This is a genomic window from Paenibacillus sp. FSL R10-2796 (assembly GCF_037965315.1).
Classification (GTDB): Bacteria; Bacillota; Bacilli; order Paenibacillales; family Paenibacillaceae; genus Paenibacillus_AQ; species Paenibacillus_AQ odorifer.
Window position 1 is genome coordinate 4,183,144 of the sequence record NZ_CP150178.1, and the last position, 15,547, is coordinate 4,198,690.

Sequence of the window (15,547 nt, forward strand, 5' to 3'; positions counted from 1 at the left end):
TCATGATACTTCCTCACCCGTTAAATATCATGTGAGCTCCGGTGTATCCACAAAAGTAACCACTGGCTCCATTACGCCATGTAGTTCGAATAAGATTAGCTCGTTATCACCTTGACGCAGAAGCGGCGCTGGTAAGTACAGTGTTTTAGTGGGACCTTGCTCCCAGTAGCGCCCTAAATTAAAGCCGTTTATAAAAACCTGACCTTTACTCCATCCATCCAGCTGCAAAAAAGTATCCTCAGGCTTACTGACTTGAAAGCTCCCCCGGTAAAAAGTGGGCTGCTGACGTTGCTCGCAATCTATCGGTGTGAATGATAATCCCTTAAGATGGGTTAAAGGCAAAGAACGAATCGTCCAATCATGCAGGAATTGATAGCCGAGTCTAACGCCACAGGTTATGCCTTTTGGATCACGAAGCAGCGGGCCATAATTTACACGCCCCATATTCTCCACAAGGATGTCGATCTGCAGTCCCTCCGTTGGAACCTCTAATGGAATTCCTCGCGGATCCCAGCGTTCAACTGTACCGACAAAGGCCCCATTCGCGAATACAAGCGCACGATCACGTACTTCTTGAAGGAAGAGCTCCGTACTGCTGCGGGGTCCACTGATCTTCGTCGAATACAAAATGAACCCATAATTCTGATTCAGTTTCTCCATTGGCTCGGGACATGCTCTATGTACTGGGTGAGACAAAACGTCTAACTGAGTGAACAGTGGTGCTGCTTCTGTCATCAACACTTTACCATAAGCTTGTGACTTTATTAACGGCGGTAATTCCAGGGGCGGCAACGTTACGTATTTCTCAATTATTGTTCGAGCTGCATAGAATTTTGCAGTTGGCTTGCCGGATTCGTCCAGCAGCGTATCATAATCGTAGCTGGTTACGATGGGCTCATATTTGTCAAAAAGATTTGCCCCATTCATAAATCCAAAATTCGTCCCCCCATGGAACATATAGAAGTTAACAGAGGCTCCTAAAGCCAGCATTTCATCCAAAGTCTCCGCTACTTCAGATTCGGGGCGTGTATTATGCGGTTTCATCCAGTGGTCAAACCATCCATTCCAGAATTCCATACACATCAACGGTCCCGTAGGCTGATATTCACGTAGTTTAGCAAAGGCTTCCTTTGCCCGTGAACCGAAATTCACGGTGGCGAACACTCCGTCAATCATACCCCCTTGGAGCATATGATCTTCAGCTCCATCTGAAGTAAACAGCAGAACGTCCATGCCGCGGGCGATCATTCCTGCTTTTAGATCATTCAGGTAAGTCTTATCACTACCAAAGCTTCCATATTCGTTCTCTACCTGAAGAGCAAGCACAGGCCCACCGTTAGTGCTTAACAAAGGCCGCAGACGTGGAAGCAACTCATCGAAATAGGCATCCAACTTAGATAAATAGACGTTATCATTACAACGCAGCTGTATGTTATTGTCCGCAAGTAACCAAGCTGGCAATCCACCGAATTCCCATTCCGCACAAATATAAGGACTTGGCCGCAAAATCACGTGCAAACCAAGCTCTCCAGCAAGTCTAACGAAAGCCTCGATGTCAGCAAATCCAGCAAAATTGAAGCTCCCCTCTTCTGGTTCGTGTAAATTCCAAGGAATATAGGTTTCAACAGTATTCAATCCACAAGCCTTCAGCTTCAGCAAACGATCCTGCCAATATTCCGGAACGATCCGGAAATAATGAAGCGCACCAGAAAGCAACCGGATGGGTTGTTCGTCTAATGTAAAATGATCCCCTGATATGGATAACTTCCGCATATAATTTTTCCTCCAACATTGAGATAGACTATTTAATTATAGGTAATAAAAATATCAACCCATATGGACGATTCTAATGAAATATATGGAGAATTCATTGGTTGCTAGAGGCTTTTGTGATGCTATACACTATATTCATAGGGGGTTGTTACGGATGTCAAAAAGAACTCATATTTGGTTAATTACCACAGATCAAATGCGTGCGGACGCACTAGGTATCGAAAACGCTTCCGTACTGACACCTGAGCTTGACAAGCTTGCTTCGGAAGGCACACTCTTCACTGGTGCTTACTGCGCTAGTCCTGTTTGCACGCCTTCACGTTCTTCCATTTTTACAGGCAGGTATCCGCATGTTCACGGTGCCTGGAACATCGGTACCACACTCAGAGAAGACGAACTTACCTTATGCGATCATTTAAAGAAAGCGGATTATAAAACCATCGGTATAGGAAAGATGCATTTCCGCCCTCAGATGAAGGGGGACTTTTCACAAGAATATGAAGAGCCTGCTTATCGTGACCGCGGAAGAGCTTCCGATGGAACGTACTACGGATTTGATGAACATCATATTACGGAAGACAATTGTATCGGGGAATATATGGAGTGGCTTAGAGAGCGCAACCCTGAAGCGGCAGAACGTTTCAGCAAGGACCGTTACAGAGCTTCTAATGCTCAAAACGATGTGTGGGAGAGCGAAATCCCTCCAGAGCTACACCAGTCATACTGGATTGCTGAACGGAGCATCGATGTGATCCTCTCTCACAAAACCGAACAACCGCTATTTTTATGGACCAGTTTCGTCGATCCACATCACCCCTTTGACCCTCCAAAAGCTTATGCGGATATGTACGCTGACACTGACATTCCATCTCCAGCCAGCGAAGCAGACGACGTGCATCTTCGTCCTCCACATCTGCTGCGTCAGAGTCAGGGAGGATATTGGCCTGGTGGCGGTGAGGAGCATTCTCTTGATGAAGCGCATATGAAACGGCTCACCCGAAATTATTATGCGATGATTACCTTCATTGACGAGCAGATCGGACGTATTATAAAAGCTTGGCGTCAAAAAGATATGTACGATGATGTAGTCATCCTCTTCACCAGCGACCACGGAGAACTGCTCGGTGACCATGGGCTGATTTACAAAGGGCCGTGGTTTTATGAAGGGTTAACACGAATCCCGATGATCGTACGCGGTCCTGGGATTGCTTCCGGGCAACGGGTCCCTGCTTTGATGGAACATGTTGATATTGTCCCCACACTGCTTGCAGCCGCAGGTCTCAAAACTTCCTACGGAATTCAAGGTGTGTCACAGATGGAGGTGCTGGCTGGAAGAAAGTCCCATGTGCGTAATTCTGCCCTAACCGCTTATATTGCTCATGATCGCGGCATTAACGCTAAGTGTTTGCGTACAACACGCTATAAGCTGATAATCTTCGCAGGTGAGACCTACGGTGAATTGTATGATTTGAAAGAGGATTCTCATGAGAACTCCAATCGTTTTGAAGATCCCGATTATAGTGATATTCGCCATTCGATGGTTGAATTGCTCGTCCATCGAATGATTCAAGATCAGGACCCTTTGCCTGAACGCCGGAGTAGCTGGTAAATTCACTAACCTTTCTTTCTATCCTTAACAGACTTAGGGCAACCTGAAAGTTCAGGTTGCCCTAAGTTATGATTATTCCCCCAATTGGGATGCCTTTAGAATATGAGAAATTGGGCGTCCGGCAATCCATTCACCGTTGTTTACAAACCCTTCCTCTCGTCCCTCCAGCTCGTGAATAAGACGCTCTCTCCATTCTTTTATGCGCTCGAATTTATCAATACAGCCTATCGCATTAATCTTCTCAGAGGGGTCTGCCGCTAAATCAAAATACTGCTCTTCCCCTGTCTGAGAATACCAAATAAATTTCTCTCTTCCATCCGTTAAGAAGTGGTGGGACTTTTCTCCATAGGCTTGTTCCCCATGAATATAAGATCGCCATAATGTCTGATCTCCCCTGCACAGCGGCAACACACTTTGCCCTTCTACTGTAAATGGTATTTGGACGCCAGCAGCTTCAAGAAATGTGGGCATAATATCACGAAGCTCTACAATGGAATCAAGCCGGGAGCCGGCAAGAAGTCCAAGCGTTTCTCCCGGATCAAACACTATGAAGGGAATCTTAGCACTTCCCTCATAAGGAAGAGATTTGCGGAAGTAATGGTGATCCCCCATCATTTCACCATGATCAGAAGTAAATAGAATCAAAGTTTCATTTAAAACTCCATACTCCTGCAGCCCATTGATCAACCTCCCAATTTGGTCGTCAAGATGCGTAATTAGCGCGTAATACGCGGCACGGGCACGATCCAATCTGCGCTTTGGCAAATTAGTGAACGAAGAAGTTGGATCCTTAGCTGCGTTTAAGGCCGCACTCTCGTCCACCCAGTCTCCGATTGGAGGATCAGGAAATTCCAAGTCCTTGTACATATCTAGATAACATTGTGGCGGATCCAAGGGGGAATGCGGGCGAACGAAGGAAGACCATAGGAAAAATGGTTTCCCAGGATCTCTTCTTCGCAAAAAGTCTAGCGACTCGGTTACGCACCAATTCGTTGGATGCATCGCTTCCGGCAAGTGCCAGGGGCGGGCAACCGTTGAGGCGTTGCAATCGAGGCCTAAGTCAGTGATATCCGAATTGGTATCAGTTTGTCTTCGCAGCCACTGCAAATAATCGTCCACTTGATCATAGTGTTCATCATGGAACGTTTGGTTCTTATCCCGATTGTAGTGAAGATATCCATCATGAAGCACAACATTATGGAATCCACATAGATTACGTGCAGGATACACATGCATCTTGCCAACACACTGCGTATGATAACCAGCTTGAGCAAGCTCGCCGGCAATCGTATGGGCGTAATTCCATTCAACCTTATCCTGATAACCAACCCGGCCATGTGATCTTTGCCTCATTCCTGTCATGATAGCAGCCCTGGCGGGAATACAACTGGGGGTAGCCGAATACGCGTGCTCAAATAAGATCCCCCTTGATGCCAGAGCGTCCAGGTTGGGTGTCTCAACGACGGGATGTCCCATAATGCTCAGGCAATCAAAACGCATCTGATCTACGGTGATAAGCAGAAGGTTAGGCTGCTTTGTGCCCTTTTGATTGTCCAGATTAGTATCAATCATAACCTCACCCCCTTCTTAAACCCCAGCGATCACGGATGGTGTTGCAATCGTGTGCCATAAATTCGCACTTATCGCCCTGGGGTTGCCCTCGTCAACAAGGCCGTCGAACGTCAGAAGCTCCTCTTCTAATTCAGCAATCTGTTCCACGTTCCCTTCGACATAACGATTGATTCGATGAATCGCCGTTCTGATTCTCTGAAGCAATCCTCCCATACGAAGATCAAAGACATCAAGACCAAACACCTTATTTTCCTGCTCCCATTGCACTCGATAGTCGTCCATGAATTGTCTGGCCAAATCAGATAATTGTGGCAAAGTCACCTTGGCAAAGTGAGCCAATTCCTCTAAATCTCCACGATGATAAGCTTCGTGTATAGAAATCCCGATTTCGCTCTTTATTTCGAGCAAGCGACACAAGCTGGCTTGTACAGAGAATAAGGATTGCCAAGGCGAATTGCGAGTGATCGCCTGTTCGAGCTTTTCTGCACTTTGCTGATAATGCTTCGAATACGAGCTAGGAATAACATGTCGATCGAACAAACCACATAAAATATCTTGATAAAGCAAGTATTTAGCCGGATTGATAGAACATCCCCCCGGTGCCGAATTACCCGGAACCAAGTTGGCCGCATCGAGTGCCATAAAGTCATCATAATTGCCTTGCACGCAGCTACTGAATCTTTCTTTGACATGGTTCTCCACGAAACATCTCGTGTAGCAGAGCTCCGCCCAAAGTTGAAGGGTAGGAAGAACCGAGAAAACGGAAGCTTCAGCGCCATTATCTCCCCATGCGGTAATCAACACTTCTTGAATTCCATACTTAACACAGCTATCATGAGCCAGCAGACTGACATGGCGACTGAATTCATTGTTTGGAGCGAAGCCCATCCATTTCCAAGCACCACCTGCAAATCCAATATGATCATTCAGCTGCTTATGTTTGCTTAACATCCCGTCGTATTTCTCCTGCGTTTCCGAATAATAATCCCAGTAGATCAAGGTAACATCTTCAGGAATCAGCTTTACAATATCAGGGCTAATTGGACTTTCAGCATCGTAATATTCTCCGGAACTGGCCAGACGAAAAAACATGTCGCTCCACATCATCGTCTGGAAACCATATTTTCTGGCGATCTCCATAACAGTGCTAAAGTGTTTTAACATTAACGAGGAGCGATCCTGATACCCATGCTTATCCAGGTATTTACCAAGTCCCATCATATGAGCTTCGTCCATCCCGATATTTATGCGGCGACTGCTTACATGAGCCGACATAAAAGCAAACATTCGATCAATTAACTCATAAGTTCTGGGATCATCAATAAGGAGAATATCCTGGAAATCCACAAGCGGTGCATGTGCCTGCCATTTCAACGCTTGGCCGAGATGGGCCAGGGTCTGAATACAAGGAACCAGTTCTATGCCAAATAACGCGGCATACTGATCCAGCTCCCGAATTTGATCTCCTGTATATCGGCCTCGCAAATAGCCGAAATAAGGGTATCCCTCCAGTTCGTAGGTGTCTTCCGTATACAACTGAACCGTTGAATATCCCATAAGCGCTAAACGCCGGATCAATTCCTTATATCCTTCATAGTTAAGAACCGCATTTCGCGAACAGTCTACCATGAAGCCTAACTGTTCATAAACCGGCCGTTCATTAATTTCAACTCGTTCTCCACGGCGTACGTTCTCAAGAAATCGGCTGAGTGCCCGGAACAATTGATGCTCCTGTTCATACGCAATGGTGACCTGAGCCTCATCGTAAGATATTTGAATGCCCTTCCCTTGCTTCTTACAAATCACTGGTATCCCTGAGCGTTCCATTCGAATACTCAATATTCCCGCTACTTCTGAAACAGCTGCTAACTGTTTCTCGGTTAACCCTGTCAAGTGAATGCTAAGGTTCATAGACTTTACCCTCCCAATCTTATAAGTATGCGGTCAGTAGCGCCGCACAGTCTAAGCCATACTTCAAATAATTAAACGGAAGATCCGGGCTACTAGCGCCCGGATCTTCTCTATTCATCCATTATTCAATACCTTGTTCCTTGGCCTTCTCATTTACTTCCTCTATCATTTTATCAAGACCTTTAGCCTTATAATCGTTCACAATGCTATTCCAGTAACTCTCAACGGGTTCTTTGGAAAGCATGATCTTAAGCAAATCGTCATGGTCAAGCACAGTAAATTTATCCTTTGTTGGGGTGGACATATAAGTTAACCGAATGTCGTATTCTGGCACCTTTGTATTGTTCTGAATCCAGTCGATGTAATCGACAGCTTCTTTGCGGATTCCTTCATTAGCAATCGTCGGGTTATCCATGTTATAGCTATCTGAAGTTTCATAAGCCACCAAATTCTTCAGAAATCTGCTAGCTGGATACTTCTCATTTAATGAACCCTTTTCAATGACAACCTTCTGCCCATTTTCGAGCTTATAATCTACACCTTCGATGCCATAAGTCAACAGATCCTTGCCTTCAGGAGACAACACATAATCATAGAGTGCCATGATGCGATCCATCTTTTTATCGTCAATCTTATTACTGAAATAGCTTTCTGACCAGTATGTTTTAAAGATGGCATGTGAGCGTTCACCATCAGGACCGATAAGCGGCTTGAGCGCCTTCACACTCTCCGTCATATCCTTATCCGGATAAGCTGTTTTCCAGCGTTTTTCATACATATCGCTATTTAAATTTATGAAACCTCCACCGCTTAGAAGAGCAGCTGCTTTGCCTGCTACGAAATTGTCATAGGACTCTGCTGGTTTGACGAGCGCGATGTCTGGATCGATCAATCCTTTTTCGTACATATTCTTCATGTTTTGCAGCGCTGGCAGCGCATTTTTAGAGAATACAGCAGGGATAAACTTTCCATCCTCTTTGATCCATTTAAAATCACTGCCGCTTCCATCACTAGTAGCAACCGGGTTGCCATACAACCAGAAGAATCCGCCCAGCATCTTGGTAGTTGTCGTCGTAAGACCAGTAACATGCTTGCCTTCCGGATCCGACTTTACGATTGCATCAAGCATGGCTTCAAACTCTTCCCATGTCTCTGGCTCTTTGGTGATCCCAGCCTTTTGAGCAAGATCCCAACGATAGAAGACCATACGATCCAGTGCGCTCCAATCAACACTCGGGAACATCCGGCGAGGCACAGTATAATACTTTCCATCTACTCCTAATCCTTTAATATCTGGCGATTCGAAGTATTTTGCAAGGTTTGGATACTTTGAAAGATCCGGGAGCGCTTTGACAACGCCTTGATTCACCCATTTGCGCTGATATTGCGTGCCGACGGCGTCGATCGCGAAAATGTCTGGCAATTGGCCGGAAGCGGCCCACATTTGAATCTTCTGGGTATAGTCATCCCAAGACAAATTGACAGGTTTTAGTGTGATGTTGAATTTCTCCAATACTTGTTTAGCGATCGGGTCCTTTTCGATGTTAGCAACCTCGGCATCCGCATCCCAAAACCCAAGAGAAATGGTCATTGGATCCTTGTAAGGATTATCCGTGGAGTTAGAAGAATTCGGAGATGTTTCACCGTTTGAACCAGCCTGCCCTTTGCCGTTATTGCCTCCACCGCAAGCCGTGAGTACTGAAGCCAACAAAGTTATACATAATGCCAATGTCATTATTTTCTTTCTATGCATGCTTGAAACCTCCCTTTATACTATTTTAGGATAGAATCAATCTATTTAAAATCTTTCTTATCCTTTTATTGAACCCACCATAATCCCTTTATTAAAATGCTTCTGCAGGAACGGATAAACAACAATAATCGGAATACTCGAAACTACAATCGCTGCCATTTGAAGTGCAGGTGTGTAGACCTTCCCCGTCTGCTCCTGCTCGGCCATCGTTTGTGCCATTTGGCTTAGCAAGGAATTCGAAGTAATAAGTGTCTCCCGCAGATAAATCTGAAGTGGTGCTTTTGCAGCGTCACTGATAAAAATCAGCGCATACCACCATTCATTCCATCTTTCCACAGCATAGAACAAAGCAAAAGTCGCCATGAATGGAGCAGAGATCGGAATAATGATTTTGAAAAGAATGTACAGATCATTCGCCCCGTCCAGCTTAGCCGATTCTTCCAAGCTTTCTGGAATGGTATTGAAATAGTTTTTCATAATGATTAGATAAAACGTATTGAGACCCGCGGGGATGATCATGACGAGTATATTGTTTACGAATCCTAGATCCTTAACGACTAAGTAAAAAGGAATTAAACCGCCATTGAAAAACATAGTGAACAAGATCAAGCTGAGCATTATGTTTCTGCCGGGCATACCCCGCTTGGATAATGCGTAGGCTCCCGCCACAGAGATTGTCATACTGAACAACACGCCAACCACAGTTACGATGACAGAATTAAAGATGGAAGTCCAAAACTTCATATCCTGAAGCAAAAGCTTGTAAGCGGACAGGTCAAACGAAAGCGGAAAAATATAAAAGTCACTTTTACTAATCGCTTCGAACTTTGCCACAGAGATAATAAGAACATTATAGAAAGGAAAAAATGTTACTATTGCTAGGAGCCCCAGAACCACGAATGCGACGATATCGAAGACACTCCACTTTTTTCTCTTTTTAACCGTTGTGTCGGTCACTTGCTTCTCCCCTTTTCCTACAGATTAATACAGCCCTTCCTCGCCCATCTTCTTAGCGAACGTATTGGCCGCCCATAAAAGGATTAGGCTGATAATGGACTTGACGACACCCACGGCGGTCATATATCCAAAGTCTCCTCCAATCGTGAAGGAAGTCCGATAAATGTAAGTATCGATCGTGTCGGCAACCGAATATACCGGCGAACTATACAGGTTGAAAATTTGCTCAAAGCTCGAACCTTGGGTTAGTAGTTGTCCAACTTGAAGGATTAACAGAACTGCGACTGTACTCTTCAAACCCGGCCATGCGATGTTTAGCAAACGGCGAAACCGGTTCGCTCCGTCCACTTCAGCCGCTTCAAACAGCTCAGGATTGATCCCTGCCAGAGCCGCCAGGTAAATGATTGAATCCCAACCGATCTCTCGCCACACATGCGTGATATACAGAACGGGTCTGAATGCACTTTCATCGACAAGAGGAGAATTCGGATCTCCACCAAACAGCATGATGATCTGGTTATAAATCCCGTCCTTGCTTAAAATATTGATAATAATCCCCGACAGTACAACCCACGATATAAAATGCGGGAACGTCAGGATCGTCTGAAAAAACCGCTTCATTTTTGTCCTGGAAAACTCATATAAAACTATCGCCAGGATAATGGGCATCGGGAAATGAGTGACCAGCTTCATCAAGCTGATAATGACCGTATTCCAAAACGCCTTGCGAAAATCGGGGTCGGTCAGCAGCGTTTGAAAATTCTCCAACCCAACCCAAGGACTTCCCAGAATCCCCTCACTGTAATTAAATGTTTTGAACGCTAGCGTTACACCGTACATGGGAGCATAGCTGAAGAGGGCATACCAGATTAACACCGGTAGAACCATGAGGTAAAAATACTTGTACTGTAAAATCGTTTTTCCTAAACTTTGCTTTGGAGCACGAGTTTTTAAGCTTCGTTTAGGCGTACGAGCGGTTACAGAATCAGCCAATCTTCTCCCCACCTTTCTGTATGAGTTTGTTATGCTTGTAAGCGATTTATATGGTAAATTATATCGGGAGTGTAAATTCTCTTGTATAGAGAATACAACTCCGATTATGTGGATTTTTCACACCTTTGCGGGAGACCTTCCTGTGGCACGTAATATCGGACATAGTGAGCGTAAGATCGTCCATACCCCCCTTGGTCCACAATCGCTAGGATAAATCTAAGAGCTCTATAAAGAGAGGGGGATTCACTTATGCGTTCAGTAATTATTGCAGATGATGAGAAGTGGATTGTAGAAGGAATTAAAGCAGGAGTGAATTGGAAGAAATACGGCTTTGAAGTGATCGACGATGCCGAAAACGGGCAAGAAGCCCTTCAATTAATTCAATCGCTTCGCCCCACCCTTGTTCTAACAGATATCAAGATGCCTGTTATGAATGGACTAGAGCTCATTCAACGTGGCAAGGCCATCGCGCCGGATACGATCTTTATCGTACTCAGCGGACATGCCGAGTTCGCTTATGCACAAAAAGCAATGAATTATGGTACTTTCGGATATTGTCTCAAACCCTTTGAAATCGAAGAAATTGAAGGAATGCTCAACCGAATATCCCAGCAACACGATTCCAAGACAGTTAAAGAACAACCTATCCACGACTTCGAACTTTATGAAGCGGTTTGTTCCGGAGATCTTGAACGAATTAACTTATGGTTGGATGAGAAGAAAATACCCTTGTCGAAAGATACCCCTCATATCCCCATTGTTATCCAAGGGTTAAGTTCACCTGTAGATGTCAGGCAGTTCTCTTCCCTGGTCTTCCCAATGAGCCGCCGTCGGTATGGTTACTTATTGGAAGAGTGCCAATACGAAGTCTTCCTCCAGGGTCTTAAACAAACAGAAGTTGTACAAGAGTGCGGAGTCGGGATCGGTCCTCCTATTTCGGATATACACCAATTGGATGCGTCTTTAGAGTCCGCCTCTCATGCTGCTTTCAGTATGTTCACAACGGGGATGCCCGGATGTTACCGGGTGAATCCACAACAGGAAATACCGATCGACGAGAAGCTCAAAGAGATTTCCCGGATTCTTCATAATAAAGACCGGCTCGGTTTCATAGCAGCCATGGAATCGATAAAGAAATTATTCAAAGAGGGAACGTTCACCATTAAAGAAGCCTATTTGCTCTATACATCGATCCTCTACTTATTTCCTCGGGAAGGGACTCGGGTTAGCGGCCGTTTTTTTGAAGGATATGAACAGCTCTATTATCGGTACGGCACGGCTGAAGCTATGATCGATGATCTGATTCTTATGACACTTGATATTTTTATGAACAGAAACGAATCTGATATTTCACGAATCTCAAACCACAAAGTCAAAGAAATCATGTTATACATCCGCAACCATTTCAATCAAGAAATTTCGATCCAGCAATTAGCCAATCAGTTTTTTTTAAGCCCAAATTACTTATGCCAATTATTCAAAAAAGAGGTCGGCGAGACCATCATCGAACATATCAGTCGTTTACGAATTGAATACGCCTGTAAAATGCTAATCGAAACCAACCTTTCCATTTACCAAATCGGTGAGAAATGCGGTTTTCAGGATTATTTCTATTTCACACGAATTTTTAAGCGGCATCTCAAAATGACACCTACACAATATAGGGAACAAAACAATGAAGACATTTAAGAGACTATCCATCCGTACTCAGGTTTTGCTATTCGGGTTATTTATTGTTGCCATTATCCCAATCATCGTTTCACGAGTCTACCAACTATCAAGCGAGACTATCATTAATCAAAATACGCAATACAATACGGAGCTAGTCTCCCTCCTCAAACAACGGATTTCTGACAACTATGCCAACGTCTCTTCCATGATGATGAATGTGGGTTACGATTCGACCGTCCAAAAGTTCCTAGTCGAGAATGATAAGCTTCGAGTCTACGATCTATCCCAGAAAGTTGAAGGATTGTTGAGCATCGCCCGAAATATGAACACGGATATCTTAGATATTATTGTTATCGGTAGCTCAAACACACGTATTTCCTTAGCAGGAAGAACAAAATATGCTATCGATCTTATGAAAACAGCTGAGGAGGATGGAATCGTTCATTATCGCGGATACAGTCCTCCAGACAAAGTCATCGACAAGAGAAAACTGCTTTTCGGGATGAACATCTTCGCTTCAGGTGACACGTCCCTATATGGTGAAAAAATTGGCTATCTCGCAGTTATTGTAGATATGAAAGCCATTCAAACTGAAATTTCTGAGTATCCCCGATTGGTCGGAACCAGCTTTTTTATGATGGATGATAAAGGCATGATCTACTCTAATAGCAATGAGCCGGAGGATATGCTCCAGCAGTTTCAAACTCGGGCAACTGGAAGGGATGGAGAGTCCATCGTCGAGACGGTTCATGGAAAGAAATATGCAATTCAGTCCTTTAGCTTACCGGAGATCTCTGGAAAAATCATAACTGCTGTTCCTGTCCATAATTTAATGAAAGAACTGGAGAAATTGAAGAAAGTCAGCTATGCTCTTCTAGCCTTAATCTTGCTGGTCGTCTCTATTCCCTATTCTGTACTTATGATGAATCTCTTAAGACCGTTGTCTAGGCTTATGCGCTATATGAATCAATTAAAGGGTGGAAGTCTGGGGATATTGAACAACAAGGTCGATTTAAAGGGCTATGCTGAGATTGAAATCATCTCTCGACAGTTCAACGATATGACCACACGGATCCACGATTTGACGGACCAATTAATCGATGCTTCAACTCAACTTTATCTGACCGATCTGGAAAAGCAGCGGGCGGAATATTCGTATTTACAAAGTCAAATTAATCCGCATTTCTTAAGCAATACTTTAGATACAATCAAGGGCGTTGCGATCGTAAAAGGAAATCGGGATATCTTCGAGATGACTACCGCCTTAAGCACAATGCTCAAGTACAGCATCAAAGGCAAAGAGGAGGTAACTCTTGGGGAAGAGCTGAAAATCGCGGAATCTTGTGTGAGGATTTACCAAGGCCGTTTCCCGGACAAATTTACTTACAAGCTGTTGTGTCCACAGGAATGGCTACACATTCCCGTGCCTAAAATGATCCTTCAACCTATTGTTGAAAATGCGCTTGGTCATGGGCTTGAGGCACAAGGACAAGGAATTTTGCTGATCTCCGTAGAGAAAAACGAAGCGGGGCTGCTTGAAATCGTGGTTGAAGATAATGGTGTAGGTATCGATACAACAAGACTGGAACAACTTACGGAGTTGCTGGCTGGTAAGAATATAGAATCAGGAGATCATATCGGTCTCCTAAATGTCAATAATCGTCTAAATCTTAAGTATGGCGATCCTTGCGGCGTTCTGCTGTACAGTAAGGAGGGTAGCGGGACGAAGACCGTTTTGAGGCTTCCCGGATCTTTAATAGATCCACAAAAAGCGAGAACATAAATAGGGAGGTTGCCCATTCAGGGCAACCTCCCTTTCATATGTCTTTCATTCGCCGCATTTATTAGGATATTATTAAGCATCCTATAAGGATGAGCTCAGATACTCTTTGGCATGGTAGGGTCCACCTTCCATAAGTACCGTCCATAATGGATCGATATCACAATCCATGGAGCCCATCATATGATCATGCCATTCATTCAACAGATAGACAGCCTCCATACAAACGTCTTTACGCACTTCGGCGAGATTATGTTGTTCATAAGGATCATGCTTCAAATCAAACAGCATTTCTTGCGGGAATCCATGGTGTCCGTCATGATAGGTACGTATATATAACCAATCCGCAAACCGGACGCTGCGTTGACACACATGCGCGCATTGTGAGATTACGAGATACTCACGCCCTCCCAAATTCCCCTCCAGAATGGCACCTGCATAACTTTCACCATCCCAAGAAACAGCCGCTTTCAAATTCAAAAGGCTCGCTAATGTAGGTCCTAGATCAAGGTGATAATGTAGCCCCTCCTCCACAATTCCCTTCTTGCCCCCTGGCCAGCGAACAATCATCGGAATACGGCAAGTCGCCTCGTCTGCTGTGCCATGTTCGGAGTAAATTCCTAGTTCACCCAGACTCTCTCCATGATCCGCAGAGATCAAGATAGCCGTATCTTCCATCACGCCAAGTTCTCTCAGCTTAGAAAAAACTTTCCCGAGATGCTCGTCCAGATACTTAACTCCAGCATCATAGTTGTCAAAGATAACACGCAGGTCATCACGGTTCTCTATCTCCTGCTGATGCCTGAAATGCTGCTGATAATGCGATTTCGCGAGCGCATTCATATCTTCAATACTATGCTGCCCCTTCTTATTTCGGTGAAGCTCAAACACATCTTCCGTGATCCAATCGGGTAAAGGCTCCTTCTCGAACGGATTACCGTAGCTCTCGGGTGTACGATAAGGTGTATGCGGATCCCAGAAATTCAGGTGCAGAAACCAATTTTCGGACTCCCCGTTATCCTCAAGCCATTTAAGTGCCACTGGAAGCACCTGCTCTGCCGTCTCATGCCCTCTGCCACCAACATTAAACACTTCTTGGAACCCGGCGTTAAAGGTCCACGCCGAGTGACGTTCGGAGAAGGTGCTGATCGATGCGGTTTTCATCGCCGCTTGCCTTAATATAGCCGGAAGGCTCTCCATCCCCAGACGGTCATTGAATTCACGTTTGGCTCCTTCTCTACGCATATCAGCAGCGGTTCCGCCATGCCCTACAATCCCATTATGAATGCCAAATCGCCCCGACATTAAGGCGGAACGAGACGGCAGGCAAGGAGCATCTGAACAATAGTAGTTGGTAAAGGTGACACCTTCTTTAGCGATTGAATCGATATTCGGGGAGGTATTCCGATGATAGCCATAACATCCCAGATGGTCCGGGCGAAGCGAATCCAAATCCAAATACAAGATTCTCATGAGTTATTCCCTGCCTTTCCTTTTCATCGAAATGGTTACGCTCGATTCGGGGAGC

10 protein-coding genes are annotated in these 15,547 nt (G+C 44.8%); 3 read left to right on the forward strand and 7 right to left on the reverse strand.

The window, feature by feature from the left end; all coding sequences use genetic code 11:
- Window positions 1–27: 27 nt before the first annotated feature.
- Window positions 28–1,773 carry a beta-galactosidase family protein gene (locus tag NST58_RS18940; protein ID WP_339243814.1) on the reverse strand — a complete coding sequence of 582 codons (1,746 nt, stop codon included), beginning with the start codon at window positions 1,771–1,773 and terminating at the stop codon, window positions 28–30.
- 154 nt (window positions 1,774–1,927) lie between these two features.
- On the opposite strand from NST58_RS18940, the gene NST58_RS18945 reads away from it, so the two are divergent.
- Complete coding sequence (locus tag NST58_RS18945; RefSeq protein ID WP_339243817.1) at window positions 1,928–3,382, forward strand: sulfatase-like hydrolase/transferase; 1,455 nt, start codon at window positions 1,928–1,930, stop codon at window positions 3,380–3,382.
- Between the two features lie 72 nt (window positions 3,383–3,454).
- Here the strand turns inward: NST58_RS18945 and NST58_RS18950 are convergent, their stop codons facing one another.
- From NST58_RS18950 to NST58_RS18970, 5 genes are all read right to left on the reverse strand, one after another.
- Window positions 3,455–4,954: an arylsulfatase gene (locus NST58_RS18950; RefSeq protein ID WP_339243819.1), complete on the reverse strand. Its 1,500-nt coding sequence runs from the start codon at window positions 4,952–4,954 to the stop codon at window positions 3,455–3,457.
- Between the two features lie 15 nt (window positions 4,955–4,969).
- Entirely contained in the window at window positions 4,970–6,865 is a 1,896-nt protein-coding gene (locus tag NST58_RS18955) for a family 20 glycosylhydrolase (RefSeq protein ID WP_339168278.1), read from the reverse strand.
- Window positions 6,866–6,986: 121 nt separating this feature from the next.
- Window positions 6,987–8,618 (reverse strand): extracellular solute-binding protein, encoded by a 1,632-nt coding sequence (locus tag NST58_RS18960; RefSeq protein WP_339243822.1) that lies wholly within the window; start codon window positions 8,616–8,618, stop codon window positions 6,987–6,989.
- A 57-nt stretch (window positions 8,619–8,675) separates the two neighbouring features.
- Window positions 8,676–9,575: a carbohydrate ABC transporter permease gene (locus NST58_RS18965; RefSeq protein WP_076129726.1), complete on the reverse strand. Its 900-nt coding sequence runs from the start codon at window positions 9,573–9,575 to the stop codon at window positions 8,676–8,678.
- A 24-nt stretch (window positions 9,576–9,599) separates the two neighbouring features.
- Window positions 9,600–10,568 carry an ABC transporter permease subunit gene (locus tag NST58_RS18970; protein WP_076129727.1) on the reverse strand — a complete coding sequence of 323 codons (969 nt, stop codon included), beginning with the start codon at window positions 10,566–10,568 and terminating at the stop codon, window positions 9,600–9,602.
- A 249-nt stretch (window positions 10,569–10,817) separates the two neighbouring features.
- On the opposite strand from NST58_RS18970, the gene NST58_RS18975 reads away from it, so the two are divergent.
- Window positions 10,818–12,257: a response regulator gene (locus NST58_RS18975; protein WP_339243825.1), complete on the forward strand. Its 1,440-nt coding sequence runs from the start codon at window positions 10,818–10,820 to the stop codon at window positions 12,255–12,257.
- Window positions 12,244–14,022, forward strand: coding sequence for a histidine kinase (locus NST58_RS18980; RefSeq protein WP_036688197.1), 1,779 nt, complete (start codon window positions 12,244–12,246; stop codon window positions 14,020–14,022). Before NST58_RS18975 ends, NST58_RS18980 begins: the two co-directional genes overlap by 14 nt.
- A gap of 81 nt (window positions 14,023–14,103) precedes the next feature.
- On the opposite strand, the gene NST58_RS18985 is transcribed toward NST58_RS18980, so the two are convergent.
- A complete protein-coding gene (locus NST58_RS18985; protein WP_339243827.1) occupies window positions 14,104–15,492 on the reverse strand; it encodes a sulfatase in 1,389 nt (462 codons plus the stop codon).
- Window positions 15,493–15,547: the final 55 nt, after the last annotated feature.